We start from the raw sequence: 26,215 nt of genomic DNA, 5'->3' as shown, positions 1-26,215 counted from the left end.
GGACGATGGTCCCGCCCGATATGCCAGCCACCCCCTCCCCCGATCCCCGCGCGCGTCCCACCGATCTGCGCGGGATGCTGATGCACCGCGCCATTTTCGCGGCGGGCTGCGTGTTTCTCACGCTCGGCGCGATCGGCATGGTGGTGCCCATGATGCCGGGCACGGTGTTCTTGATTCTCGCCGCGTGGTGCTTCGCTCGCACCTCGCCGAGGTTCGAGGCCTGGCTGCTGAACCACCGCTATCTCGGGCCGAGCGTCGCCCGCTGGCAGGAAACCGGCGCCATCCCCTGGCCGGTGAAGCTCCTCGCGCTCACCAGCTTCGTCGGCACCTGGAGCGCGTCCTGGTATGTGGGCGCGCCGACGGTGGTGTTGATCGGCCTCGGAATATTCTTCAGCGTTCTGGCGCTTTTCATGGTGACGCGGCCGTCAAGGTGAGACGGCGGCATCCCGAACCTGACGCCGGCCCCACCCCCTATCACTCCACCGTGACGGATTTCGCCAGATTGCGCGGTTGGTCCACGTCGGTGCCCATGATTACCGCTGTGTGGTAGGCGATGAGTTGCACAGGGATGGAATAGACCAGCGGTCCCACCGTCGCCGGCATTTCCGGCAGGATCAGCTTCTGGATCGCGTCCACATGAATCTGCGCGGCGCCGGCGGGATCGGTGACGAGGATGATCTTGCCACCGCGCGCCGCCACCTCCTCCATGTTGGAGACGGTCTTGTCGAAGATCCGGTCGGAAGGTGCGATCACCACCACCGGCATCCTCTCGTCGATCAGCGCGATCGGACCATGCTTCAGCTCCCCGCCGGCATAGCCCTCGGCGTGGATGTAGGAGATTTCCTTCAGCTTCAGCGCGCCTTCCAGCGCCAATGGATAATTGGTGCCCCGGCCGAGATAGAGCACATCCTTCGCCTTTGAGAGGGTGCGGGCCAGCACCTCGATCTCCGGGCTCAACTTTAGTGCCTCGGTCATCAGGCGCGGCACTTCCATCATGGCGCGCACCAGCCGATGCTCATCCTCGGCGGAAAGATGCCCTTTGGCACGCCCAAACGCCACCGACAGACACAGCAGGGTCGCAAGCTGACAGGTGAAGGCCTTGGTGGAGGCTACGCCGATTTCCGGTCCCGCCAGGATCGGCAGCACCACGTCGGCCTCGCGGGCGATGGTGGATGTCGGCACGTTCACCACCGCCACCACCTTCTGTCCGCACTCCTTGGCATAGCGCAGGGAGGCGAGCGTGTCGGCGGTTTCGCCCGACTGGGAGATGACGATGGTCACTCCCCCCGGCGGCAACGGCGTCTCGCGATAGCGGAATTCCGAGGCGATGTCGGTGCTCACGGGAATGCGGGCGAAACGTTCGAACCAGTATTCCGCTACCGCTCCAGCATAGAGAGCCGTGCCGCAGGCGGTGATCGACATATGACTGACGTCGGCAATGTCAAACGGCAGCTCCGGAAGGCAGACGACTTCCTCGGCAATGTCCACGTAATGGCTGAAAGTGTGGGCGATGACCTCGGGCTGCTCGTAGATCTCCTTCGCCATGAAATGGCGATGGTTGCCCTTGTCCACGACCAAGGTGCCGGCAGCCACTTTCTGGATCGTCCGCTGAACGATCGCGCCGCGCTCGTTGCGAATCTCGACGCCGCCACGATGCAAGATCGCCCAGTCGCCTTCCTCAAGGTATGAAATGGTATCTGTGAACGGGCCGAGTGCTATGGCATCGGAGCCGAGGAACATTTCCCCTTCGCCGTAGCCGATGGCCAGCGGCGAGCCGCGCCGGGCTGCAATCATGAGGTCGTCAAAGCCGTCAAACACGAAGGCGAGCGCGAACGCCCCCTTCAGGCGCGGCAGCACGGCCCCGACCGCGCTCACCGGGTCCACGCCCGCCAGCAATTCCCGGTCCACAAGCTGGGCCACTACCTCGGTGTCGGTGTCGCTCTTGAAGCTGATGCCGCGGCCGATCAGCTCTTCCTTTAACTCGCGAAAATTCTCGATAATTCCATTGTGCACCGCCGCGACACGCTTGGTGGCATGGGGATGGGCGTTGCGCTCGGAGGGCTTGCCGTGAGTCGCCCAGCGGGTGTGCCCGATGCCGGTGTGGCCATGAAGCGGATGCCGATCCAGCTTCTTTTCGAGATTTCGCAGCTTGCCCTCGGCGCGGCACAAGGTGAGGTGGTTATCTTCCAGAGTCGCGATGCCGGCGGAATCATAGCCGCGGTATTCCAGGCGGCGGAGCGATTCCACCAAGTTTTCCGCAACGGGCGTCTTACCAAGAATGCCGACAATGCCGCACATGACCGATTGCGCTCCGTGAAAATTCCACCCTAGGCCGTTTAAAGCCTGCTTCGCCTTTCCCCGCCACCCCAGGTGGCGCAGCGCAGCATCACTTCCTCTTTCGCTTCGTGACCTGCAAAGCTCCTCAGCGCGGAAGCGCTTAGTCCTTGCGCCTGGTTCGCTCGCGGAACCCTGGCGCCCAGCCGGGCTTCACCACCTGACGGCCGCGAGCAATGGCCAGCGCATCCTCCGGCACATCGTCGGTGATCACCGAACCGGTGCCCACATAGGCGCCGGCGCCAATCGTTACAGGGGCCACAAGCGCCGAGTGCACACCGATAAAGGCTCCCGCGCCGATCTCGGTCCGCGACTTGGTGAACCCGTCGTAATTACAGGTGATCGTGCCAGCGCCGAGATTGCTGTCGGCGCCCACATGGGCGTCTCCCACGTATGAAAGATGGTTGACCTTAACGCCGCGTTCAAGGTGAGCCGCCTTGGTCTCTACGAAATTGCCGATGCGCACTCCCGTATCGAGCCGTGTGCCCGGCCGCAGCCGCGCATAGGGGCCGATCGTCACCCCGCTCTCAAGGTGTGCGCCTTCCAGATGGCAGAAGGAGTGGATCACGACGTCGTTGCCCACCCGCACGCCCGGCCCGAACACCACGTGCGGCTCCACGACCACGTCGCGGCCGAGCTCGGTATCGGCGCTGAAGAACACCGTCTCGGGGGCGACCAGGGTCGCGCCGCCGGCCATGGCGGCAAGCCGAAGCCGCTTCTGGATGATGGCTTCCGCCTCCGCCAGTTGGATGCGGCTGTTGACGCCCGCCACATCCTCGGCCTCGCCCTCGGCGGCGATGGTGGCGTGGCCCTGAGCGCGGGCAATTTCCACCGCGTCGGTGAGATAATATTCGCCCTTCGCATTGGCATTGCCGATGCGGTCAAGCAGGTCCAGCGCATGGGCGCCCGACAGCGCCATTAGGCCGGCATTGCAGAAATCGATCTCGCGTTCCGCGGAGGAGGCGTCCCTTTCCTCACGGATCGCCAGCAATTCCCCACCATGGGTAATGAGACGCCCATAGCCTGTGGGATCGGCCGCATGGAAGCCGAGAGCCACCACGGCCGCGCCGCTCGCCAGCGGCGCGCGCAAAGCGAGCAGGGTCTGCGGACGCACCAGGGGTGTGTCGGCATAAAGCACCAGCACATCGTCCACCGGCTCAGCCAGCGCGGCGCGGGCCGCGAGCACCGCATGGGCGGTACCTAGCCGCTCCTCCTGCAGGAACACATGGGCGTGGGGAGCAATGCGGTGCGCTTCCTCTGCGACATCTGCCCGTCCGGGACCGACCACCACGGCGACCCGGGTGGCACCAGCCGTGCGGGTCGCCTCCAACACATGGTGCAGCATGGTACGGCCGGCGATCTTATGGAGCACCTTGGGCAGGCGCGACGCCATGCGTGTGCCTTCGCCAGCGGCCAGAATCACAACAAGAAGACTGCGTTCGCTCATGGGAATCCTCGCGCCACGACCAACGCGGCCGTTCTAGAGCGAAACGGGCAGGCTTGTCGCCATCCGATCGAGAAACCAGCCGAACGCGGCGGGGCCCGAACGGCGCGGCAGGAGTTGTCACCGCCCCCCGATGATGCCATCTGGCAGGGACGAAATCGCAGGATGCTCCCATGGACACCGCCACCGATCGCAGCTTCCGTCCCGGACCGCGCGCCATGAACTGGCTGATTGCGCTCGGCATGGGCGCCACGGGCTGGGCGATCTACGTTCGCTATTTGGTGATTGAACCATCCAGCGTCGGACTCGCCTGCGACGTCGGACTTGCCACCTTCCAGTGCAAGGTGCGAGCGGTCACCATCGCCCTGTTCGGCTGGTCTGTATTCGGCGGCATCGCCCTCCTGGCCGCTCTGGCCCAGCTCTGGCGACCGCATCTGATCACCTTCGCTATCGGCCTTGCGTTCGCTGGCATCGCGCTGGTGCTCTACAACAACATCGCTGGGGCAATCGCTGCGATGCTGCTCATCCTTTCGCTCGCGCGGCCCGGACCCGCCACAGCGTAAAGGCCAGCACCAGACAGATCAGCCCGAACCAGACCGCCTGCCAGTTCTTCAGCGTTTCGTTGAGCGGCACGAACAGGCCGGCAACCAGCAGCCACCAGAAGGCTGTGCGCTCCGCCATGCCCGCACCCGCACCTGCCGGCAGTCGCAATGCGGCAAACAACCCGAGCGCCGCCGCGACCGGAGTCAGCGCATTGAAGGGAAAATCCTTGTAGCGGGGGTCGAATACCAACTCGAATGCCGCTTCGCCGATAGCGAGCACACCAAGGACGAGAATCACCGCCGCCGCCACCGCAAATCTATCAGCGTCGCTGCGACGCGCACTGTCGAGGGCGGTCGCGAGCGATGGCAACCTTGTGCCCGCTCCGATGGCGGCGGGAATCACCGCCAGTGCCGCAAAGGAGACCGCGACGAATGCAATATTGCGCGTCCAGCCGATCCAGCCCAGGCTCTCCAGCGGCAGGGTCGCGAGCGCAGGGCCGAAGGTCGCCCCACCAGCAAACGCAATCAGCGCCACGGCGACCCAGTCGCGCGGGCGCACGGTCTTTCCCCGCCGCTGCGCGCCAAAAAGTGCCGCACCGAAGGCAAGCGCCACGATCGCGAGACCTGCCACCGCCTGTCCGCGCCAGAACGAATGGTCCTGCACCGGCTGGCCCCAATGGAATTTCGGCTCACGCGTGCCGGCATCGATCAGCCCCCAATGGCCGCCGACCGTGCCTTCGTTGGCCCGCTTCCAGGGCTGATCAAACGCCTCGATGACGTTCACACGGTAGCCCTTTTCCTTCGCCAGCTTCAGCAGCTCGTGCATCACCAGCGCCTGCTCGGAGGGCGCCGGCAGCGCGCCCTCACGCATGCGTCCGGCACTGGGCCAGCCGGTCTCGCCGATCAGGATCTCCTTGCCAGGAAACAGCTTCGCCACATGCTGCCGGGTCTCGTCGATATGTCGCGCCGCCTGGTCTGCCGCCACCGGGACGTCCTCCCAATAAGGCAGGATGTGGACTGTGATAAAATCGACGTCTGCGGCCAGGGCCGGCGCGCGCTCCCAGAACTCCCATACATCGGCATAAGTCACGGGCGTCGCGCCGACGCGTGATTTCACATCGCGCAGAATGGCGGAAATGTCGGACGACGAAAGTTCGCCACGCAGCATCACCTCATTGCCGACGACCACGCCCTCAATCACGTCGGGATATTGCTGCGCCAGTTTCACCCCGGCATCAATCTCACCCTTGTTCTTCGCGCGATCGGACCCGAGCCAGATGCCCTGGAGCACCTTGAGGCCATGCTTACGGGCCAGTGGAGCGACCTTGTCGAGACCCATCTCGACTGAATAGGTACGCACGCAATCGGTGATCTTGGCGAGCTGGGCGAGGTCCTCGTCGATCTGCTGTTCCGGGATATCCAGTCCCTTGACTAAGGGCGACTGTCCGTCACGGAACGGCGCGTAGGATACGCACTGGAGCTTTTCGCCAGCGGCGAGCGGAGACGGCGGCATCGCCACTGGCCGTCCCATCCAAAAGGCAAGAGCGACCACCGCAGTGCAGACGACGAGGGCAAGCAGGGCCGGCAATCGCAAAGACGATGTCATGAAATCTCCCGACGGCTGGGCCGCTGCGCTGATCCGCGACATAAAGCTTCAAGAGAAGCCTGTGAAGCCATTGCGGTCCCAGCGGGGCAAGGCGCAGGTGGAGCACTGCCTTCCACAGCCAAGCATGCCGGCGCCGATTGTTTCCGAAGCGTCCTCATGCTGACAAATTCCCCACATTCTTCTAACGTGCATCCGCGGATCGCCTTCCGCCCCTCAGCCTTCGAACCCAATGGCCAATATGGACCGTTTCCGTCTTACGCTCCTCGCGGGCGCCCTCTTCCTCGCGTTCGCCGGCCCTGTATCCGCCCAATCGCAGGGAAATGACCAGAAGCCCGCTGCTCCGGCCGAGCAGATCACACCGGAACAGCAGGCGGCGCGTGACGCGCAGCGCCGGTCCGTTGAAGAATTCACCGAAGCCGCGAAACTGCCGGGCAATGCCGGTCTGCCGGAATGTGTCTGGACCGGCCGGCGTATTGCCGCGCTCCTGTGGCGCGACGATATCGACACGGCGCGGCGCCATCTCGACATGTACGAGCGGTTCGGATGCCCCACCGAGCATCTCAAGTTGGCCTTCCGTTGCCTGGTGCGCCAGGGCAACATCGATCAAAAAGCGCAAGAGCGCTTGGGTGCCCGGGTTCACCAATGTTGGGTTAATCCCGACTATGTTGCTGCACCAGCGCAATAATTAGATCACCGGGTGGCCTCCGGGCCGCCCATAGGCCGCCATACTTCCCATTTACCTCTTGATTTGAGAGGTTTAGTGTCTCGATGCAGTGCCGCGAAAATGGCGCTGCCGACCTTGGGGCAGGTCGAAAGGGTGCTCCGAGGCTTAAGATTAGGAACCGATCTCATAAGCCTGCGTTAACGGTTCGATTTCCCTTTCGAGTGGGTCTCCGCCAATGCGTCCCGGCCTTGCTGCTGCTGCAGCCATCATCACGGTTGTGCTCGGATTTCACGCCGCGATCTGGTATTCCTTGCGCCCGGAAGCTAAGGCGCCGGCGGTGACGGAGCGCTTTTCCAGCCTCTCCTTTGCACCCTACAGCCGAGATGTTCGCCATCCCGACAAGGGTCCGCCCGTGACCGCGGAGCAAATCCGCTCGGACGTGAACGCCATTGCCGACTACACCCGTGCGATCCGCACCTATTCCTCCACCATAGGGCTGGAATTGGTCCCTGCCATCGCTGCCGAGCGGGGTCTGCGCGTAACCGTTGGCGCGTGGATCGACAAGGACGAGGTCCGCAACGAGAAGGAACTCCGCGCGGCGGTGGAACTCTCCAAGCGCAATTCCAACGTCGAAGGCTTGGTGGTCGGGAACGAAACCATCTTCCGCGGTGAAAAGACCGCGGCCGAAATGGCCGAGTTGATCCGCAAGGTCAAGCGCGAGACCAATACCCCCGTCACCACGGGCGAAATCTGGAACGTCTGGCTTGACCATCCCGAGCTGGTGTCCGCGGTGGATTACATCGCCGCTCACATCCTGCCCTATTGGGAAGGCGTGCCGGCCGATCAGGTCGTGGACCGCTCTATAGATATCTACAATCGTCTGCGCGCGGCATATCCCGGCAAGCGCATCGTGATCGCAGAGTTCGGCTGGCCCAGCGCCGGATTCAACCGCGATGGTGCGGTGCCCGGCGAGCTCGCCCAGGCCAACGTCATCCGCACCTTCACCGCGCGCGCCGAGGCGCTTGGCATCGAATATAACCTCATCGAAGCATTCGACGCGCCCTGGAAGAGCTTCGAAGGCTCGGTCGGTCAGTATTGGGGGGTGTTCGACGCCAACCGTCATTTGAAGTTCCCGCTGAGCGGCCCGATCCAGCCCAACACCTTCAACCAGACGATGATTCTGGCCCTGCTGCTCGGCATCGTATTCTCCCTCCCGATGCTGCGCGCATCGCAGAGCATTACGGTCTCCCAGGGAATGGTGCTTTCGGCTGCCGCCAACGGCGTCGGGGCCTGGATTGCACTGGTGTTCAACCATTGGGCGACCCATTACGTCACGGGCGGTAACTACGTGACGCTGATGCTCTCGGTGCTGCTGCTGGTGCCGCTGGTGATCGTATTGCTATACCGGATCGAGGAGCTTTCAGCCGTGGCCTTCGGCCCCGCTCCGGCCCGCCTGATCGAAGCGCGCCCGGCTGCGACGCTCGCGCGCTATCCCAAGGTCTCGATCCATATTCCGGCCTATCGCGAACCGCCGGAAATGCTCAAGCAGACCCTGGATGCGGTGGCGCGGCTGGATTATCCCAACCTTGAATGCGTCGTCGCGCTCAACAACACGCCCGACCCGGCGATGGTGGAGCCGATCCGCGCCCATTGCGCCACGCTCGGTGAGCGCTTCAAGTTCCTGAACCTCGAGAAGATCAGCGGCTTCAAGGCCGGCGCCCTGCGCATCGCGCTTGAGCATACCGCCCCCGATGCCGAGATCATCGGCGTGATCGATGCCGATTACGTGGTCGCGCCCAATTGGCTGAAGGATCTCGTTCCGGTGTTCGAGGACCCGACGGTGGGGCTCGTGCAAGCCCCGCAGGATCATCGTGACGCCCACCTCAGCCCGATGCACGAAGCCATGAACGCGGAATATGCCGGCTTCTTCGACATCGGCATGGTCCAGCGCAACGAAGACGACGCCATCGTCGTGCACGGCACCATGTGCCTGGTGCGTCGCGCGGCCATGATGGAGGCCGGCTCCTGGTCGTCCGACACCATCTGCGAAGACACCGACCTCGGCCTGACCATCGCAGAGAATGGTTGGAAGACGCATTACACCCGCACGCGCTACGGCTGGGGCCTGCTGCCCGACACGTTCGAGGCATTCAAGAAGCAGCGTCATCGCTGGGCCTACGGCGGTTTCCAGATTATCCGCAAGCATTGGTCTCGCTTCCTGCCGGCCCGCTCGCGCCTGACGACGGCCCAGCGCCGCCACTTTCTGCTCGGCTGGGTGGCATGGCTCGGCGCGGAATCGGTCGGGGCCCTTGCGGCGATCCTTTCGCTGCTGTTCGTCCCGTTCGTGTTCGCATTCGGCATCGCAGTGCCCGCGCATATCCTGACGCTGCCAATCATTGCGACGTTCGTCGTCTATGTCCTGCACTTCATCGCGATGTACCGCATGCGGGTCGCGACCACTCCGCTGCGCATGCTGGGGGCGGCGATCGCGGCGATGGCCGTGCAGTTCACGGTGGCAAAAGCTGTGTTCGACGGCTTCCGCTACAAAGACCTTGCGTTTGCCCGCACGGCCAAGGGTGGCGGCTGGCTCTCGGGCGCGGCCCGCTCCTTCCCGGCCCTGCCCGAAGCGGTCGTGGGCAGCTTGCTGCTGGGCTCGGGCGTGGCGCTGCACATGACCAACTGGCACGTGGTGCGCGAGGTCGATCTTTATGCGCTCGCTTTGGTCGTGCAGAGCCTGCCGTTTCTGGCTGCCGCGCTAATCGGCCTCGGCGAAGCCTCGCGGCTGAATGACTTCGCCACCTGGCGTACGCTTAAGACCCGGGTGGCCACGGTCACGCGGCGCCTATCGGCAGCCCGTCCGCCCGCCGTTGCTGACTAACATCGGCAGCCTGCCATTGGAGCGCCCGGTTCCTGGAAATCCAGGAGGCCGGGCGTTCTGCTTTTCGGGGGCCGTTTCGCTTCTTTCCGCTGGGTCCGGGAGGCCTTTTTTCCGCATCGCGGCAGGTTGAAACCGGTTCGGATGGGAAAATTTACCCGCTCCGGATTGGCACAAATTCAACGTCGTCAACGGATGACGCCGTATACCACAGCGTGTTGCGCTTCCAGGAGGCATGGTCACGCTTGCGGCAAAATTGGGGAGGGTTTACGACTGCGCGCCAGACCCTTCGCATCCGCGAAGGTGGTACCATTTCCCCGTATACAGATGGGAGACCTTATGGACGCCACCACCAAAACTGCAGGTTCAGCCGCCAAGCTGACAGTGGGTGAGAAGAGCTGGGACCTGCCGGTCAACGGCGGAACCATCGGCCCCTCGGTCGTCGACATCTCCAAGCTGTATGGCCAAACCGGGATGTTCACCTACGACCCGGGCTTTACCTCCACGGCGTCGTGCGAAAGCAAGATCACCTATATCGACGGCGATGAAGGCGTGCTGCTTTATCGCGGCTATCCCATCGAGCAGATCGCCGAGGGCGGCGACTTCCTGGAGACCTGTTATCTCCTGCTCTATGGCGAACTGCCCACCGCTGCGCAGAAGGCCGATTTCGATTATTCCGTGACCCGTCACACGATGGTTCACGAGCAGATGACCCGGTTCTTCCAGGGCTTCCGCCGCGACGCCCACCCCATGGCCATCATGGTGGCCTCGGTCGGCGCGCTCTCAGCCTTCTATCACGACTCCACCGACATCTCTGATCCGCAGCAGCGGCTGATCGCGTCGATCCGTATGATCGCGAAGATCCCGACTCTTGCGGCGATGGCCTATAAATATTCCATCGGCCAGCCGTTCGTGTATCCCCAGAACTCCCTGGATTACACCTCGAACTTCCTGAACATGTGCTTCGCTGTTCCGTGCGAGGACTATAAGGTGAGCCCGACGCTCGCCCGCGCCATGGACCGGATCTTCATCCTCCATGCCGACCACGAGCAGAACGCCTCCACCTCCACCGTGCGCCTCGCCGGCTCCTCGGGTGCCAACCCGTTCGCCTGTATCGCCGCCGGCATCGCCTGCCTGTGGGGACCCGCCCATGGCGGCGCAAACGAAGCGGCCCTTAAGATGCTCACGGAAATCGGCCGTCCCGAGCGGATTCCCGAATTCGTGAACCGCGCCAAGGACAAGAACGATCCGTTCCGCCTCATGGGCTTTGGTCACCGGGTCTATAAAAATTACGACCCGCGCGCCAAGATCATGCAGCAGACCTGCCACGAAGTTCTTACCGAACTCGGTATCAAGGACGATCCGCTGCTGGACGTGGCCATCGAGCTGGAGCGCGTGGCGCTGCACGATGAATATTTCATCGAGAAGAAGCTCTATCCGAACATCGATTTCTATTCCGGCATCACTTTGAAGGCGATGGGCTTCCCGACCACCATGTTCACCGTCCTGTTCGCTGTCGCCCGCACGGTCGGCTGGATCGGCCAGTGGAAGGAAATGATCGAGGATCCGGGCCAGCGCATCGGCCGTCCCCGTCAGCTCTACACGGGCGCCGAACGGCGCGATTATGTGCCGATGGCCAAGCGCAAGTAAGCCATTCGTGAAACACGGGCGCCGGTTTCGACCGGAGCCCGTTCGCCTGAGAGCGCGGCCGGAAGGCCGCGTTTTGCGTTTTGGAAGGCCTTCTCACCTGCCCGGCACCGACTTGCGGATTTCGCGTCAGCGCGGCGCGGCAATGGTGGCGAGCACGACGCGTGCCGCCCTCAGGCTCGGGGCCTCATCCTCGGTGCCGAAGATTTCGTCCAGGCGTGCAAAGGCAGCAATCTGCCGATTCCGATCCGCCCCGTCATCCAGCAGCCGGCCGAGGGCATTGGAGAGCCGATCGGGCGTACAATCACGCTGCAGAAACTCCGGCACCGCATTCTCGCCGAGGATCAGATTGGGCAGGATCACACTCGGTAGCTTGAGGATATAAGGGGCAATCACCGCCTCCCACGCTGCCACCTTATAGGCCGCGACAGTCGGGACGCTGGCAAGCGCCAATTCCAGCGTCACTGTGCCCGAGGCCGCCAGGGCCGCGCGCGCAGCGCGGAACGCAGCATATTTCTCGTCCGCATCGGTGACGATCCGCGGATGCACCGGCCAGCCGGCCACAACCGCTTCCACCAATGGCAGAAGACGCGGCAAGGTGGGCAGCACGAATTCCACGGGGCGGCGCGCCGCAAGGCGACCCAGGGCCTGGCCGAACACCACCCCGAGACGTTCTACCTCACTACGGCGGCTTCCCGGCAGAACCAGCACCAGCGGCGGCTCATGTGATGCACGCGAGACATCGGAAGCGCTGGCGCGCAAGTCCGCCAGGCGCTCCAGCAGGGGATGGCCGACATAAGTGGTGGGCGGCCCGCCGAGTCGCAGATGGACGTCCGGCTCGAAAGGAAGCAGGGCCATCAGATGGTCAATGGAAGACCGCATGGCCTTGGCCCGCCCCGGCCGCCACGCCCAAACCGTGGGCGAGACATATTTCACGATCGGGATCTGGCGGTTGCGCCGACGCACGCGGGCCGCGACGCGATGGGTGAAGTCCGGCGCATCAACCAGAACGAGCACGTCCGGCGGAGCGGCACAGATGACATCCACGGTCTCGCGCAGACGCCTGAGGATCGTGGGCAGCTTGCCGATCACCTGGCCGAAGCCGATGGCGGTGAGATCGTCCATGGGAAACAGGCTGGTAAGCCCGGCCGCCTGCATTCGCGCGCCGCCGATGCCCGTGAAGGCGACCCCGTGAGGCGCGAGTCTGCCCAGCCCCTCCATGACGGCACCACCAAGTACGTCCCCGGACTCCTCCCCGGCAAGGATGAAGACACGCAGCGGCCGGGCGGGCAGGCCCGAACTCACGCGGCCCCCTGCGGCGCGACGCCAAGCACAAACAGGCCTGCTGCGTCTGCCGCCCGCACAAGCTCCTGCGGATCCGGCACGATCACCCCGCCAGCCTCGAAAGCGATGCCTGCGAGGCCTGCCTTTGCAGCGCACGTCACCGTTCCGGGGCCGAGCGAGGGCAGATCGACGCGGCGGTCCTGATCGGGCTTTGGCGCCTTCACCAGCACGCCTGCACGCGCGGGAAAGCGCAAGCGCCCGCTGGCCCGGAGCGCCTCATAACGAGCAAGCACGGCATCAGTGCCTTCTGCCGCCTCGACGGCGGCGACCAAGCCGTTGACCACGATGACCCCCTGCCCCACATCGAATGGGCCAAGCGTGCGAACGACCGAGAGGCCGAGCGCGATATCAGCCTGCTGCTCGGCGCTCGGCTGCACATGGCCCAGCACCCCCTCGGGCAGTAGCAGCCCAGGCACCGCTTCGTGCGCGCCCATGAGGTGAAAGCCCTGCTCCGCCACCAGACCAAGAACGCCTGATAACAGGTGATTATCTCCGCCGCGCAAAAGGCGCGCAACGCGCGGAAGGAGGCGGATGGTGGTCCAATCCAATCCAAGATCAGAGAGGCGCGGTCGCGTGAGCGTACCCACCATCACCACGTCGCGCACCCCATGGGCGCGAGCGACGGCGGAGACGGTGCCGAGCGAGCCCAGACGGAACCAGTGATGAGGAAAGCGCTCCAGCGCCGGATCAGCGAAACCCTTCATCAGCAGCAGAAGCACGTCCCGCCCCTGGGCCACGACAGCCTCGGCGACCGCAGCGGGAAACGCACCGCCACCGGCAACAATAGCCAGCGGCCCGGTGGACTGGGGTTGCGTCATCGCCGAACGGCCGCTCCCCCCGCCGGCTTGCGACGGGGCCCACGCCGGAAGCCCTTGCTGTGCCGGCGCCCGTATCACTGGATCACTCCTCGTGCACGACACCACGCGCAGGCTGGCAGAGCGAGCGGTTCTTGCCCGCATCTATAAAAGCCAGGATCTCGCGTGCAAAGGCGGATGCCTCGGCCTGCTCGCGCAGCCGCGCAAGGCGATCGGCGAATACGCCGCCGCCAAAAAACAGATCGCGATAGGCCGCGCGCGCGGCGTGAAGATCTGCGCGGGTGAAGCCGCGCCGCTTCATACCAATTGTGTTGAGCCCGACCAGCCGCCCCGCCTGGCCGAGCACATAAGCATAGGGGATCACGTCCTCGCGCACGCCGGTGATGCCGCTGACCATCACCTGGGCGCCGATGCGGGTGTATTGATGGACCGCGCACAGGCCGCCGAGGAACACGTGGTCGCCCACGTCCACATGACCACCGAGGGTGGCATTGTTCGCGAAGATTACGTGATCACCGACATTGCAGTCATGGCCTACATGGGCTGCAGTCATCAGCATGCAGCCATCGCCGATGCGAGTGACGCCCCGCCCGCCCGCCGTGCCGATGTTCGCCGTGACATGCTCGCGGATCACGCAATCCATGCCGATGGTCAGCGCAGTGCGCTCGCCCTTGTAATGCACGGATTGCGGCGGCGTTCCGAGCGAGGCGAAGGGAAAGACCTCCGTGCGCGCGCCAATCGTCGTCTGCCCCTGAATATTCACATGGGAGATCAAGCGAACGCCGGCATGAAGGGTAACATCTGGCCCGACCGAACAGAAGGGGCCGATTTGAACATCATCGGCAAGGATCGCACCGTCGGAGACGCGCGCAAGAGGGTCGATCAAAGGCACATCAGAATCCGGTAATCATCGCGCCGAGACGCGCCTCGGCGACCAGCTCGCCGCCCACTTTCGCCTCGCCGCGATACCACCACATGTTGCGGCGACGCGAGATCTTGGTCATGTGGTATTCCAGCACGTCGCCCGGCACAACCGGACGGCGAAACTTCGCTTCATCGATGGTCATGAAATAGACCAGCGGAGGCGGCAGGTCGGCCGGGCGGTCGGGCTTGGACAAGATGCAAATGACACCGGCGGTCTGCGCCATGCCCTCGATGATGAGAACGCCGGGCATTACCGGATTGCCGGGAAAATGGCCCTGGAAATGGGGCTCGTTCGCCGTGACATTCTTCACGCCGACGCACGAATTGTCGCTGTCGATCCGCTCCACCCGATCCACGAGGAGGAAGGGGTATCGATGAGGAAGGCACAGGAGGATTTTCTGCAGGTCGGCGCTCGTGAACACCTTGCTTTCCGAAGGCGTCTCATCGGCAGTTAGGGCCTCAGGGCTGCTGCTGGCATCGCTCATTGGTCCCCCCCTTCATCGCCGCGCAAGGTGCTTGACTGCCCAAGTTTCTTCAGCGCGGTCACTTCCCTGAACCATTCGCGCACTGGCTTCGCCGGTGATCCGCCCCAGCGCGCACCGGGGGGGACATCGTCCTTCACATTGGAGGAAGCCGCGATTTGCGCAGCATCACCAATGCGAACATGTCCGATCACGCCCACTTGGCCACCCAGCATGACGAAATCGCCCAGGGTGGTGCTGCCGGAAATCCCGGTCTGCGAAACGATTACGCAATGGCGCCCGATCACCACATTATGGGCGATCTGGACCAGATTATCGATCTTGGTACCTTCACCGATCACCGTATCGCGCAAGGCGCCGCGATCAATGGTGCTTCCAGCCCCGATCTCCACATCGTCCTGGATCACGACGCGGCCAATCTGCGGCACCTTGAGGTGCCCCCGAGGGCTTGGCTGGTAGCCGAAACCGTCCTGGCCGATCCGCACCCCGGAATGCAGAATCACGCGATTGCCGACCAGGGCATGAATGAGTGTGGTGCCAGCGCCGATCGCGCTTTCCCGGCCGATGCGCACGCCCGCGCCGATCACAACATTGGCGCAGATCACCGACTGTGCGCCGATCTCGACGTCCGGCCCGATCACAGCGCCGGGATCGACAGTGACGCCGTCCTCAAGCCGGGCCGTCGGATGGATGAAGGCGCCGGGCGCGATGCCCTGATGACCGAACACAGGTTGCGGCCGAAGCGCGGCGGGAAACAGGGAACGGGTGACGGAAACGAAAGCCAGCGCTGGGCGGGGAGAGATTAACACCACCATGCCCTCGGGGGCGCCCGCAGCGAGCTTTTCTGTCGTGATGCAGACACCCGCGCGGCTCACCTCGAATTCGGGACGATAGCGCGGCGAATCGAAAAAGGCGAGGTCGGACGGCCCTGCATCAGCCAGGGTGGAAACCCCGTGCACCAAACGGCTCTCCGGCAGTTCGCCAGCCAGACTGCGCGCTCCGCTCAAGGCCACGACCTCCGCAAGGGTCAGCGGGGCCGGCAGTGGGAAGAAGAGAGGATCGCTCATGTTTCAAGATACGCTGCGGGCGTCAGGCGGATCGACCGCCGACGCCCGCATAAGAGGACAGGATTAGAACTTGGTGCCGCCCGAGAAGCGGAACGCCTGGTCCTTGTCATACGTCTGCTGGCTCAGCACCCAGGCATAATCGAAACGCAGCGGCCCGAAGGGCGACTGCCAAATCAAGCTGGCACCGACCGAGGAACGCACGCCGTTGTCATCATACACGCAGATGTTGCCTGTCGAGTTCTTGGACCCCGCAGGGCAAGTGACCATGTAGGCAGAAGGGGCGCCAACGAAAGACGTCGGCCCAGTATAGTCATACAGCGAACCGGCGTCCGCAAATACAGCGGCTTTCAGACCGATGTCCTTGGGCAGGAAGGCGAGCGGGAACTGCACCTCGGCCGAAAGGCCCCAGTAGGTCGTACCGCCCAGCGAGTCCTGCGACAGAGAGGCCATGTCGCGTGGTCCGATGCCGCTGGGAGCAAAGCCGCGAACCAAGTTCGGACCCATGAAGAAATTGTCCATGATCCGCAGATCCTGGTCACCCCATGCATTCACATGGCCAGCTTGACCGTGCAGCAACAGCACCCAGTCGTTGAGCAGCGGGTAATAGTAGCGCACGTCGCCAGCGGTGCGGATGAAGTTCACGTCGCCGCCGAGACCGGCGAAGTCCTGCTTCACCTCGGCATACAGGCCCGAGGTGGGGTTGATATTGCTGTCCAGGCCGTTGAACGACAGCGTGTAGCCCGCCGCCGACGTGATGGTCGCACCCTGTGCCACCGCCTCGATGATGGCCCAGGAGGCTGTCCCCGCGCAGGTCAGGAAAGGATCGTTGTAGATATTACAATCGAGGTTCAGCTCGCGCTGATAGAGATTATAGCGCAGCGCAAGGGTGATCTCGTCGGTAATCGGAAGACCGAACCGGAACCCGCCACCCAGCGTGGTGCTGTTATAGGAAGTGTAGCTGGTGGCGCTGGTTTCCTTCCAATAGAAGTCCACGCCCGCCGCGAGCCGATAGCCCAGGAAGTAAGGCTCGGTGAAGGAGAATTCCGCGCCCTGGGCATTCTGGCCGAAGGAGCCGGAAATCTTCACATATTGCCCACGGCCAAGGAAGTTCTTCTCACCCAGCGAGACCTCGGCGATGAAGCCGTCGGAGGTCGAATAGCCACCCGACACAGCGAACTCGCCCGTCGGCTGATCTTCCACATCCACCACCAGGATAATGCGGTCCGGCGCGGAACCGGGCTCATTGGTGATCTTGACGGTCTTGAAGTAGCCGAGGTTGCGCAGGCGGCGCTCAGCGCGATCCACCATCACGCGGTTATAGGCATCGCCTTCGCCGATATCGAACTCACGGCGGATAACCCAGTCGCGGGTACGGGTGTTACCGCGCACTTCGATGCGCTCGACGTAGACCCGCGGACCCTCTTCCACCACGAACAGCACATTGATGCGCTTGTTCTCGAAGTCGCGATCACCACGCGGCCGCACCTGAGCGAACGCATAGCCCCGCTTAGACACTTCGATGGTCACGTTCTCGACCGACTTCTCCACCAACTCCGCATTGTAGACCTGTCCGTCGCTCATACGGAGCGCGCTACGCAGGTTTTCGGCGGGCACATCGCGGATATTAGAGACCACGTCCACCTTGCCGAAGCGGTATTGCGCACCCTCATCAAGATTGAAGGTGATCACATAACCAGCCGGCGAGCCGCTGGTGGCAGGAACCAGCTCGGCGGTCGCGGAGACGATGCGAAAATCGGCATAGCCGTTCTTCAGATACCAGCGGCGCAGCAACTCCTGGTCCGCATTCACGCGGTCCGGATCATACACATCCGTGGACTTCAGGAACGACAGCCAATTGGTGGTCGTCGTGGTGATCACGTCCTTCAGTTTGAAGTCCGAGAACGCCTTGTTGCCGACGAACTTGATGTCCTTGACGCCGATTTTTTCGCCTTCGGTGATCTCGAACACAAGATCGACGCGCCCATTGCCGCGATCAATTGTGACCGGATTGACCTTCACGTCGCTGCGGCCTGCGCGGCGATACACTTCGATGATGCGCTGAGTATCGGCCTGTACCACCGCCTTGGACAAAGTGCCGCGCGGCTTGGATTGGATCTCCGCCAGCAGCACGTCGTCCTTGAGCTTCTTGTTGCCCTCGAAGGCGATGCGGTTGATCACCTCATTCTCGACCACGCGCACTACCAGCCCACCACCCTGGTGGGAGATGTTCACGTCAGAGAACAGGCCGGTCGCATAAAGTGCCGCAAGGCCCTCGTTGATCTTCGCGGGCGAAAGCGACTCGCCAGGCTTGACCGCAAAATAAGAGCGGATCGTCGCCGCATCCACGCGGCGATTGCCTTCAACGACGATGTTCGAGGCTGATTGGGCGGCCGCGGGACCGGCGATAAGGATGGAACCGGCGGTCGTCGCCATCGCTGCAGTAAGAGCGATGCCGAGGACGGCGGCCAGTTTCACGATGACTCGGACCCGAGCAGTCATATGGCGCGCAACCTTGAATTCGTTGTTCTCGAACCCGGGCGCCGAGGCGCTCAGATTCTCACCGTCGAGGCGCTTGTACAGGCTTTTCCCCGCACTGCAAACGCCTGTCGAACCAGCGGCTTCCGCTTTTCCGCCGACCGTGGCCGCTGCGCCACGACCGGCCTGTCATCACATCGTGGCCAAGTGCAGCACATCGTTCCATGTGGCGAAAACCATCAGCATCAACACGATGGCGAGGCCGATGCGAAAGCCGATATCCTGCGTGCGGGGACTTAGCGGCCGCCCCCGTACCGCTTCGACAGCGTAGAACAGCAGATGGCCTCCGTCCAACAGCGGGATCGGAAAGAGGTTAAGAAGTCCGATTGAAACCGAAAGAACCGCTGCCAGAGACAGGAGCGCACCGATTCCATAAGTGGCTACCTGCCCAGAGACCTGGGCGATGCGGATCGGCCCGCCTAATTGGTCAGCCGATTCCCGCCCGGAGACCAGCCCGCCGAGATAATCGAAGGTGCGTGCGACCACGAACCAAGTCTCCTGCGCGCCGAGGGCAACGGCTTCCACCGGCCCATAGCGACGCGTCGTCACATCAGCGGCCGCGAGCGAGCGGGAAATACCGAGCAAGCCCATGCGATGAGCGTTGCCAAAAGCGTCCTTCACCTCACGCAATTGCGGGGTGGCGGTGAGGGACAGCTCGGCGCTGCCGCGCTCAACCTTGAAACTCAGGGCGCTTCCTGCGTTGGAGCCGACGATGCGTTGCATGTCGGCAAAGCTCTCCACCGGGGAACCGTCGATGCTGAGAACGAGGTCGCCCGGCACGAACCCGGCCTGCTCGGCGGCACTACCGGCCGCCACCTGGTCCACCCGAGGCGCGGTCACCTGTCGGCCGAACACCATGAACACCATGGAAAAGATGACAATGGCGAGAATGAAATTGGCGATCGGCCCCGCCGCCACGATTGCGGCCCGCCAGGCGAGCGGCGCGTAGAAGAAGCTTTCCTTACGTTCCTGCGGGCTCATCTGCCGCAGCGCGGAAGTGTTCGGAGTGCTCGCGGCATCCTCATCGCCGAAGAATCGCACATAGCCACCGAGCGGGACGGCGGCGAGGCGCCAGCGGGTACCGTGGCGGTCGTTGAAACCGACGATCTCCGGCCCGAATCCGAGCGAGAAGGTCAGCACCCGCACACCCGCACGGCGCGCGACCCAAAAGTGGCCGAGCTCGTGAAAAAATACCACCAGGGTCAGAACGAACAGGAACGGAACCACATAGCCGAGGAGCGAGGTGCCCCAGGCGCCCAGACTCGAAAAAACTTCCATCGTCCGTTCCTCACGTGTGCCACTCCGGCCAGCGGCAGAAGGCCGCGCGGGCGGGGACACTGAATGTTTGGCGAAGGCCCGCAGGGGCAGATTCGCGATCCGCAGGAGTTGGAGCTTGAAGCTCCATCGCCGAGACTTAGGATGCCTTTGCGGCAAACTTAGGCAAGAGCGAAAGCGATAATCCCCCGCCGCTCGTCAGGTGACCGCTGCGGTCGCATATTTCGGCAGCAGCGACAGCGCGAGGCGGCGCGCCGTCCCGTCGACCTCCAATGCCTCGTCGAGGGAAGTCGGCGGCCGGCCGGCTGGCAAAACGGAAAGCGTCTCCTCCACGATCGCGGCGATGCCGAACATGCCGATCGCGCCCTCGAGGAAGGCGGCGACCGCAATTTCGTTGGCGCCATTGAGGATGGTCGGAGCCGTCCCGCCCGCTTCCATAGCCTCCATCGCCAAGCGCAAAGCGGGGAACCGTTCGAGATCGGGTGCTTCGAAGGTCAGCCGGCCGACCTTGGTCAGATCCAACCGGCGGCATGAGGTCTCCAGCCGATCGGGAAAACCCAGGCAATGGGCGATCGGCACACACATGTCGGGAACAGCGAGCCCCGCCACCACCGACCCGTCGCGGAACGACACCAAACCGTGCACCACCGATTCGGGGTGCACCACCGCATCGAGCTGCGCCGCGGGCAGAGCGAACAGGTGGTGTGCCTCGATCAGTTCCAGCCCCTTGTTCATCAAGGTGGCGGAATCGATGGTGATCTTGGCGCCCATGGACCAATTGGGATGCTTCAGCGCATCCGCCGCCTGGGCACGGGCGATCTGCTCGCGGCTGGCAGTGCGGAACGGACCACCCGAAGCCGTGATGGTCACTCGCTCCACATCACTGCGCGGTCCTGCGCCCAGCGCCTGATAGATGGCGTTATGCTCGGAATCCATCGGCAGCAGGGTGGTGCCGGTCCGGGCGGCCTCAGCGATGAAGAAGGCGCCGGCGGCCACCAGGCATTCCTTGTTGGCCACAGCGAGCCGCCTGCCTGGGCCGAACGCGGCCACCGTGGGTGCAAGGCCGGCGACGCCGGAAATTGCCGCGACAACGAGATTCGCTTCGCGCTGCGCGGCCTCAAGGATGGCGCCCTGCCCGGCTCCCGATTCGATGCCTGAGCCGGCAAGCAAAGCAACGAGTTCCGCGCCTTTAGCCGGATCGGCAATGGCGGCAAAGCGGGCTCCGAGATCGCGGGCGACCTGCGCAAGGGCTTGGGCATCGCGCCCCCCGGCCACCGCCTCGACGCGATAGCGGCCTGGCGCTTCCTTCAGCACCTTGACCGTGCTGCGGCCGACGGAGCCGGTCACGCCGAGAATGGAAATGACGATCATAGAAAAAGACCTACCACAAAAGCAGCCCCGCTGCAGGGGCTAGGTCGTTGCGGGCAAAGCCGATCAGGCCGGCGAGCAGAACCGCTGCCAGGAACCCATCAAGACGATCGAGCACACCGCCGTGGCCGGGAATGAGGCTGCCGGTATCCTTCACACCGAAGGTGCGCTTGAAGGCGGATTCGGCAAGGTCGCCGGCCTGCGCGACAGCGCTCAGCAACACCCCGAGCACAAGCCAGACTGGATTGAAAACGAGCCCCGCCGCCAGCAGCAGCGCGATACCCGCGAACATGCCGCAGATGGCACCGCCGATGGAGCCTGACCACGTCTTGTTTGGGGAAAGCCGTGGCCAAAGTTTCGGTCCGCCGACCGCACGTCCTGTAAAATAGGCCCCGACATCGGTGCTCCACACGACCGCGTAGAGGAACAGCACCGCGACCAAGCCAAGCTGATCGGTGTCGCGCAGCGCGACGATGGGCAGGCTTGCAGCCGCCCCGCACAGCACACCTCCGCCGGCCCAGAGCCGGCCGCGCGCCGTAACAATGGCCAGGACCGCCCCGCCGCCACACAGGGCTATCGCCACCGCTCCCGATCCAGTCGCTGCGAGAACCGCGCTTGCGGCCAGCACAGCTGCCGCTCCGGTCGCGATCGGCAGAACTCGTGGCACGAGACGCGCCACGGTTCCGCATTCATAGACCACGGCTATTCCCGCCAGCGCCCAGATGAGGGCAAACGGCCAGCTTCCGTACCAAGTTAAGGCCAGAACAGTCGGCGCCAGGATGGCCGCGGACAGGGTGCGCCGGGGAAGGTCTTTTCCGCCGATCACGTGCGCACGCTGCCGGCGCGGGCGGCAATGCCGCCGAACCGACGGTCACGCCGGGCATATTCCTCAATCGCGCCGACAAGAGCCGCGTGGTCGAATTCCGGCCAATAGATGGGCAAGAATACCAGTTCCGAATACGCGCCCTGCCAGAGCAGAAAATTGGACAGCCGCTGCTCACCACTGGTGCGCACGATGAGATCGGGATCGGGAATGCCCGCGGTGTCGAGATGGGCGGAAAGAGACTCTGCTGTAATATCCTCGGGCCGGATCCGGCCGGCCACGGCATCGGCCGCGAGGCGTGCCGCAGCGGCGGCGATTTCCTGCCGCCCGCCGTAATTGAACGCCACCACGAGCGTAAGGCCGGTATTGTCCTTGGTCAGGGCTTCGGCCTCGTCCAGGAGCTGGCAGATATCGCGCGCCAGTTCCGCCCGCTCGCCGATGATTCGGACGCGCACGTTAGCGCTGTGCAATTCCGCAAGATCGTGGCGCACAAACCGCTTAAGCAGGCCCATGAGATCGGAGACCTCACTCGCCGGGCGCGACCAGTTCTCGCTAGAGAAGCTGTAGATGGTGAGATAGCGGATGCCGATCTCGCGCGCCGCCCTGACGCAGCGGCGCAGGGCTTCAAGCCCGCGCCGATGGCCTTCGAAACGGGGCAGGTTACGGGCCGTCGCCCAGCGCCCGTTGCCGTCCATGATGACGCCGACATGCACCGGAATGCATGCGTCACCCATGGCTGGCGTCGCTGAGGCGCCGTTGCGCACCGACATGGCCCCGTTCCTCTTCATGCCATCCTCAGACCGAGAGGATTTCCTTTTCCTTGTGGGCGAGGGTCTGGTCCAGTTCGGAGATCACCTCGTCCGTGGCCTTCTGTACCTGGGTGGAGAAGCGGTCCAGATCGTCCGCGCTGATCTCGCTGTCCTTTTCGAGCTTCTTCAGCAGATCCATGCCGTCACGACGCACATGGCGCACAGAGACGCGCGCCGCTTCCGCATATTTATGAGCGACCTTAACCATTTCCTGGCGCCGCTCCTGGTTAAGCTCGGGAATGCGAATCCGCATCACCTGGCCTTCGGTGGAGGGGTTGAGGCCGAGGTTGCTGTCGCGGATTGCCCTTTCGACCGCGCTGACCATGGAGCGATCCCACACCTGCACCGACAACATGCGCGGCTCCGGCACGGAGACGGTGGCCACCTGACTGATGGGCATATGCGTTCCGTAGGCATCCACCTGGATCGGCTCGAGCAGGCTTGCGGAGGCGCGGCCGGTACGCAGGCCGCCAAGCTCCTGCTTCAGCACGCCCACGGCGCCCTGCATGCGGCGCTTGAGATCGGCAAGGTCGAATGCATCCGTGCTCATGGCATATTCCTGTTCTTCATTCTCCCGGCGCAAAATGCCGGTCCAGTGCTTCGCACCGCGCCTGAGGCGCAGCCGCCAAATCCATGCATCAGGCGGGCGAACGCCCCGCCTCCGGCACCTGTCCCATGCCGAGCCGAGCGGCCCGACGCGAAAGGAATGGCGCGGAAAGATGGGGGCTTTCCCCTGTCCGCCGTCAGGGCGCGACCACGGTCACGTGACCCTCGCCCTTAGCGGCGGCCACGATGGCACCGGGCTCGCGAATAGAAAAGACGATTATTGGCAACTGCGCTTCGCGAGCAAGGGCGAACGCGGCGGCATCCATCACCTTCAGATCATAGGCCAGGGCTTGATCGTGGGTCAGGCGGTCGTAACGGCGGGCATTGGGGTCGAGCTTGGGATCGGCGGTATAGACGCCATCCACATTTGTCGCCTTCAGCACCGCGTCGCAGTCCAGTTCCGCCGCCCGCAACACCGCCCCGGTATCGGTGGTGAAATACGGATTTCCGGTGCCGCCTGCCAGCAGCACCACACGCCCGCGCCGCAAATGCCGCATGGCGGGCTGACGGGCATAAGGCTCGCAAACCGTAGGCATGGGGATGGCGGAAAGCGTCCGCGCCGGTTCACCCGCCGCCTCGACTGCCTGCTCCAGGGCAAGACAGTTCATGATGGTGGCCAGCATGCCCATGTGATCGGCGGTGGACCGGTTCAGGTCCTCGCCCGCAACCCGCGCGCCGCGCAGGATGTTGCCGCCGCCGACCACCACGGCAACCTCGCAGCCGAGCGCGCGCACGGCTACGAGGTCGCGAGCGATCCGCGTCACCGTGGGAGGGTGGAGCCCAAACGGCTCCGGTCCCATCAAGGCCTCGCCTGAGACCTTGATGAGGACGCGCGGATAGGGAAGCTCGGACATGGCCCCCTCCCCCGACGCGGTCAGGACTGACCCGCTGCGGCAGCGACTTCCGCGGCGAAGTCGCTCTCTTCCTTTTCGATGCCCTCGCCGAGCGCATAGCGCACAAAGCCCGTGAGCTTCACCGGCGCCCCGACGCTGCCTTCAGCTTCCTTCAGCACTTGCGACACCGACTTGGAGCCATCGTGCACGAACGGCTGTTCCAGCAGGGTCACTTCCTTGAAGAAGGTCTTGATGCCGCTTTCGGCAATCTTGTCCTGCACGTTGGCAGGCTTGCCCTGGTGCTTCTCGAGCAGGATCGCCTTCTCGCGGGCGACCACGCTTTCGTCGATGCCGGAGGCATCGAGCGCCAGCGGGCTGAGCGCTGCGACATGCATGGCGATCTGCCGGCCGAGGGTGGAAAGCTTCTCCACGTCGCCCTTGGATTCCAGCGCCACCAACACGCCGATGCGGCCGAGGCCCTCGGACACCGTGCCGTGCACGTAAGAGGCGATCAGGCCGTGCTCAACCTGCAGCTTAGCGACGCGGCGCAGGGTCATGTTCTCGCCGATGGTGGCGATCAGCGTGGCCAGCTTCTCAGCCACCGTGACGCTCTCGCCCGGGAAATGGGCGCTGGCGAGGGCTTCGAGCGAGCCATCGGTATTGAGGGCAATCTTAGCGGCTTCGCGCACAAACGCCTGGAAATCGCCATTGCGGGCGACGAAGTCGGTCTCGGCATTCACTTCCAGCGCGACGGCGTAATGGCCGGAAGATTCCACCGCCACGAGGCCCTCGGCGGCCACGCGGCCGGCCTTCTTGGCGGCCTTGGCGAGGCCCTTCTTGCGCAGCCAGTCGATGGCGGCCTCGACGTCGCCGGCGGTCTCGGTGAGAGCGGCCTTGCAGTCCATCATGCCGGCGCCAGTCTTGTCGCGCAGTTCCTTCACGAGAGCTGCTGTGATCGCGGCCATGCTCAGCTTCCTCTTCTTCTCATGCCACGGCCGGCAAGGGGTTGCCCAAGCCGGCCGCCGGAGCGCTTATCGCCCCTTCACTCAAATGACCTCCGGAGAAGGGATCACTCCACTTCGGCGGAGAACTCCTTCGCCTGGGCGATCCAGCCATCGACGCGGCCGGGCAGGCCCACTTCCTCGCCGATATGGTGCGCGTCCTGCGCATCCAGGCCGGCGATCTGGGTGAAGTGGAAGATGCCGAGATCGTTCAGCTTCTGCTCAATCTCCGGGCTCACGCCCGTGAGCTTCTTCAGGTCGTCGGCAACGCCGCGCGGACCGGACAGGGGCTCGAAGGTGGACCACACGCTCAGCTCGGCGGGCAGGTCTTCGATCAACGGCTCTTCAGCCGCGCCCACATCGCCGAAATCGCCGGCGCCGCGGGAAATGCCGTCGATAGCGGCGCGGGCAACCAGATCGCAATAGAGCTGGATGGCGCGGCCGGCGTCGTCATTGCCGGGAACCGGGAAGGCGATGCCGTCGGGATCGCAATTGGTGTCGAGGATGGCCGCCACCGGGATGCCGAGGCGCTGGGCCTCCTTCACGGCGATGTCTTCCTTGTTCGTGTCGATCACGAACAGCAGGTCGGGCAGGCCGCCCATGTCGCGGATGCCGCCGAGTGCGCGTTCCAGCTTCTCCTTTTCACGGGAGAGCGTCAGGCGCTCCTTCTTGGTGTAGCCGGAGCCCGCTTCGGGACCGGCCAGCATCTCTTCCAGCTTCTTGAGCCGGGCGATGGAATTGGAAATCGTCTTCCAGTTGGTGAGCATGCCGCCCAGCCAGCGGGAATTCACGAAATACTGCGCGGAGCGACGGGCGGCATCAGCCACTTGGTCGGCCGCCTGACGCTTGGTGCCGACGAACAGCACACGGCCGCCGTTGGCCACAGTGTCGGACACGGCCTGCAGCGCGCGGTGAAGCGCGGGCACGGTCTGCGACAGGTCGATGATGTGGATGTTGTTGCGGACGCCGAAGATATACGGCGCCATCTTGGGGTTCCAGCGGTGGGACTGGTGACCGAAATGCACGCCAGCTTCCAAAAGCTGACGCATGGAATAATCAGGAATTGCCACTTGTACTCTCCGGTTGAGCCTCCGCGGACGTACCCTCGACCCGTCAGGGACGAAGACACCGGATTGGCCAATTGGCCGATTGTCCGCGTGCGGAATGGCGCGGCTTATAGGCGAAGGGGGCCAAAAGGGCAAGGGCACGCCCGATCTCGAC

General features: G+C 64.0%; 22 protein-coding genes. 5 read left to right on the top strand and 17 right to left on the bottom strand.

The annotated features are described in order from the left end of the window. Positions 1-5 precede the first annotated feature (5 nt). Positions 6-434, top strand: a complete 429-nt coding sequence (locus V5F77_RS22870; protein WP_429007656.1) for a YbaN family protein — start codon at positions 6-8, stop codon at positions 432-434. A gap of 40 nt (positions 435-474) precedes the next feature. Here V5F77_RS22870 and glmS read toward each other — a convergent pair whose 3' ends face one another. Both glmS and glmU read right to left on the bottom strand, forming a co-directional pair. Continuing rightward, positions 475-2,298, bottom strand: a complete 1,824-nt coding sequence (gene glmS, locus V5F77_RS22865; RefSeq protein ID WP_429007655.1) for a glutamine--fructose-6-phosphate transaminase (isomerizing) — start codon at positions 2,296-2,298, stop codon at positions 475-477. 139 nt (positions 2,299-2,437) lie between these two features. Further along, positions 2,438-3,781 carry a bifunctional UDP-N-acetylglucosamine diphosphorylase/glucosamine-1-phosphate N-acetyltransferase GlmU gene (glmU, locus tag V5F77_RS22860; protein WP_429007654.1) on the bottom strand — a complete coding sequence of 448 codons (1,344 nt, stop codon included), beginning with the start codon at positions 3,779-3,781 and terminating at the stop codon, positions 2,438-2,440. 170 nt (positions 3,782-3,951) lie between these two features. Here glmU and V5F77_RS22855 point away from each other — a divergent pair, with 170 nt between their 5' ends. Beyond that, complete coding sequence (locus V5F77_RS22855) at positions 3,952-4,341, top strand: hypothetical protein (RefSeq protein WP_429007653.1); 390 nt, start codon at positions 3,952-3,954, stop codon at positions 4,339-4,341. Here the strand turns inward: V5F77_RS22855 and V5F77_RS22850 are convergent. After that, complete coding sequence (locus tag V5F77_RS22850) at positions 4,301-5,926, bottom strand: glycoside hydrolase family 17 protein (RefSeq protein WP_429007652.1); 1,626 nt, start codon at positions 5,924-5,926, stop codon at positions 4,301-4,303. The genes V5F77_RS22855 and V5F77_RS22850 overlap by 41 nt on opposite strands. Positions 5,927-6,155: 229 nt before the next feature. Here V5F77_RS22850 and V5F77_RS22845 point away from each other — a divergent pair, with 229 nt between their 5' ends. From V5F77_RS22845 to gltA, 3 genes are all read left to right on the top strand, one after another. Beyond that, on the top strand, positions 6,156-6,611 hold the full coding sequence (locus V5F77_RS22845) for a hypothetical protein (protein ID WP_429007651.1): 456 nt from the start codon (positions 6,156-6,158) through the stop codon (positions 6,609-6,611). A gap of 214 nt (positions 6,612-6,825) precedes the next feature. Then, positions 6,826-9,468 carry a glycosyltransferase gene (locus V5F77_RS22840; RefSeq protein WP_429007650.1) on the top strand — a complete coding sequence of 881 codons (2,643 nt, stop codon included), beginning with the start codon at positions 6,826-6,828 and terminating at the stop codon, positions 9,466-9,468. 336 nt (positions 9,469-9,804) lie between these two features. Continuing rightward, positions 9,805-11,115: a citrate synthase gene (gene gltA, locus V5F77_RS22835; protein ID WP_394081878.1), complete on the top strand. Its 1,311-nt coding sequence runs from the start codon at positions 9,805-9,807 to the stop codon at positions 11,113-11,115. A 126-nt stretch (positions 11,116-11,241) separates the two neighbouring features. On the opposite strand, the gene lpxB is transcribed toward gltA, so the two are convergent. The 14 genes from lpxB to V5F77_RS22765 form a co-directional block, all read right to left on the bottom strand. Continuing rightward, the gene (lpxB, locus tag V5F77_RS22830) at positions 11,242-12,417 is read right to left on the bottom strand and encodes a lipid-A-disaccharide synthase (protein WP_429007649.1); all 1,176 of its coding nucleotides are present in this window, start codon (positions 12,415-12,417) and stop codon (positions 11,242-11,244) included. After that, positions 12,414-13,274 (bottom strand): LpxI family protein, encoded by an 861-nt coding sequence (locus tag V5F77_RS22825; RefSeq protein ID WP_429007648.1) that lies wholly within the window; start codon positions 13,272-13,274, stop codon positions 12,414-12,416. Before V5F77_RS22825 ends, lpxB begins: the two co-directional genes overlap by 4 nt. Before the next feature lie 82 nt (positions 13,275-13,356). Next, positions 13,357-14,163 (bottom strand): acyl-ACP--UDP-N-acetylglucosamine O-acyltransferase, encoded by an 807-nt coding sequence (lpxA, locus tag V5F77_RS22820; protein WP_429007647.1) that lies wholly within the window; start codon positions 14,161-14,163, stop codon positions 13,357-13,359. Position 14,164: 1 nt separating this feature from the next. Further along, positions 14,165-14,680, bottom strand: a complete 516-nt coding sequence (fabZ, locus tag V5F77_RS22815; RefSeq protein ID WP_429007646.1) for a 3-hydroxyacyl-ACP dehydratase FabZ — start codon at positions 14,678-14,680, stop codon at positions 14,165-14,167. Beyond that, on the bottom strand, positions 14,677-15,744 hold the full coding sequence (gene lpxD / locus V5F77_RS22810; protein WP_429007645.1) for a UDP-3-O-(3-hydroxymyristoyl)glucosamine N-acyltransferase: 1,068 nt from the start codon (positions 15,742-15,744) through the stop codon (positions 14,677-14,679). The genes fabZ and lpxD overlap by 4 nt, the downstream gene beginning before the upstream one ends. 63 nt (positions 15,745-15,807) lie before the next feature. Continuing rightward, on the bottom strand, positions 15,808-18,243 hold the full coding sequence (gene bamA, locus V5F77_RS22805; protein ID WP_429007644.1) for an outer membrane protein assembly factor BamA: 2,436 nt from the start codon (positions 18,241-18,243) through the stop codon (positions 15,808-15,810). Positions 18,244-18,411: 168 nt separating this feature from the next. Beyond that, positions 18,412-19,557 carry an RIP metalloprotease RseP gene (gene rseP, locus V5F77_RS22800; RefSeq protein ID WP_429007643.1) on the bottom strand — a complete coding sequence of 382 codons (1,146 nt, stop codon included), beginning with the start codon at positions 19,555-19,557 and terminating at the stop codon, positions 18,412-18,414. A 195-nt stretch (positions 19,558-19,752) separates the two neighbouring features. Further along, entirely contained in the window at positions 19,753-20,925 is a 1,173-nt protein-coding gene (dxr, locus tag V5F77_RS22795) for a 1-deoxy-D-xylulose-5-phosphate reductoisomerase (RefSeq protein WP_429007642.1), read from the bottom strand. 10 nt (positions 20,926-20,935) lie between these two features. Continuing rightward, positions 20,936-21,748: a phosphatidate cytidylyltransferase gene (locus V5F77_RS22790; protein WP_429007641.1), complete on the bottom strand. Its 813-nt coding sequence runs from the start codon at positions 21,746-21,748 to the stop codon at positions 20,936-20,938. Continuing rightward, positions 21,745-22,509 carry an isoprenyl transferase gene (locus tag V5F77_RS22785; protein WP_429007674.1) on the bottom strand — a complete coding sequence of 255 codons (765 nt, stop codon included), beginning with the start codon at positions 22,507-22,509 and terminating at the stop codon, positions 21,745-21,747. Before V5F77_RS22785 ends, V5F77_RS22790 begins: the two co-directional genes overlap by 4 nt. A 31-nt stretch (positions 22,510-22,540) precedes the next feature. Further along, positions 22,541-23,104: a ribosome recycling factor gene (gene frr, locus V5F77_RS22780; RefSeq protein ID WP_429007640.1), complete on the bottom strand. Its 564-nt coding sequence runs from the start codon at positions 23,102-23,104 to the stop codon at positions 22,541-22,543. A 193-nt stretch (positions 23,105-23,297) separates the two neighbouring features. Next, positions 23,298-24,014, bottom strand: a complete 717-nt coding sequence (gene pyrH, locus V5F77_RS22775) for a UMP kinase (protein ID WP_429007639.1) — start codon at positions 24,012-24,014, stop codon at positions 23,298-23,300. A gap of 20 nt (positions 24,015-24,034) precedes the next feature. Then, entirely contained in the window at positions 24,035-24,958 is a 924-nt protein-coding gene (gene tsf, locus V5F77_RS22770; protein ID WP_429007638.1) for a translation elongation factor Ts, read from the bottom strand. A gap of 104 nt (positions 24,959-25,062) precedes the next feature. Continuing rightward, on the bottom strand, positions 25,063-26,064 hold the full coding sequence (locus V5F77_RS22765) for a 30S ribosomal protein S2 (protein ID WP_394014915.1): 1,002 nt from the start codon (positions 26,062-26,064) through the stop codon (positions 25,063-25,065). Positions 26,065-26,215: the final 151 nt, after the last annotated feature.

Origin of the sequence: Roseixanthobacter psychrophilus (assembly GCF_043195195.1) — a bacterium.
GTDB lineage: Bacteria > Pseudomonadota > Alphaproteobacteria > Rhizobiales > Xanthobacteraceae > NCEH01.
The sequence above is the reverse complement of the archived record's forward strand: the minus strand, read 5'-3'. Positions and strand labels throughout refer to the sequence as shown.

Coding starts and splice junctions, on each gene's coding strand:
- V5F77_RS22870 (WP_429007656.1), top strand. CDS start 6: ATGGTCCCGCCCGATATGCCAGCCACCCCCTCCCCCGATCCCCGCGCG.
- glmS (WP_429007655.1), bottom strand. CDS start 2,298: ATGTGCGGCATTGTCGGCATTCTTGGTAAGACGCCCGTTGCGGAAAAC.
- glmU (WP_429007654.1), bottom strand. CDS start 3,781: ATGAGCGAACGCAGTCTTCTTGTTGTGATTCTGGCCGCTGGCGAAGGC.
- V5F77_RS22855 (WP_429007653.1), top strand. CDS start 3,952: ATGGACACCGCCACCGATCGCAGCTTCCGTCCCGGACCGCGCGCCATG.
- V5F77_RS22850 (WP_429007652.1), bottom strand. CDS start 5,926: ATGACATCGTCTTTGCGATTGCCGGCCCTGCTTGCCCTCGTCGTCTGC.
- V5F77_RS22845 (WP_429007651.1), top strand. CDS start 6,156: ATGGCCAATATGGACCGTTTCCGTCTTACGCTCCTCGCGGGCGCCCTC.
- V5F77_RS22840 (WP_429007650.1), top strand. CDS start 6,826: ATGCGTCCCGGCCTTGCTGCTGCTGCAGCCATCATCACGGTTGTGCTC.
- gltA (WP_394081878.1), top strand. CDS start 9,805: ATGGACGCCACCACCAAAACTGCAGGTTCAGCCGCCAAGCTGACAGTG.
- V5F77_RS22825 (WP_429007648.1), bottom strand. CDS start 13,274: ATGACGCAACCCCAGTCCACCGGGCCGCTGGCTATTGTTGCCGGTGGC.
- fabZ (WP_429007646.1), bottom strand. CDS start 14,680: ATGAGCGATGCCAGCAGCAGCCCTGAGGCCCTAACTGCCGATGAGACG.
- lpxD (WP_429007645.1), bottom strand. CDS start 15,744: ATGAGCGATCCTCTCTTCTTCCCACTGCCGGCCCCGCTGACCCTTGCG.
- bamA (WP_429007644.1), bottom strand. CDS start 18,243: ATGACTGCTCGGGTCCGAGTCATCGTGAAACTGGCCGCCGTCCTCGGC.
- rseP (WP_429007643.1), bottom strand. CDS start 19,557: ATGGAAGTTTTTTCGAGTCTGGGCGCCTGGGGCACCTCGCTCCTCGGC.
- dxr (WP_429007642.1), bottom strand. CDS start 20,925: ATGATCGTCATTTCCATTCTCGGCGTGACCGGCTCCGTCGGCCGCAGC.
- frr (WP_429007640.1), bottom strand. CDS start 23,104: ATGAGCACGGATGCATTCGACCTTGCCGATCTCAAGCGCCGCATGCAG.
- pyrH (WP_429007639.1), bottom strand. CDS start 24,014: ATGTCCGAGCTTCCCTATCCGCGCGTCCTCATCAAGGTCTCAGGCGAG.
- tsf (WP_429007638.1), bottom strand. CDS start 24,958: ATGGCCGCGATCACAGCAGCTCTCGTGAAGGAACTGCGCGACAAGACT.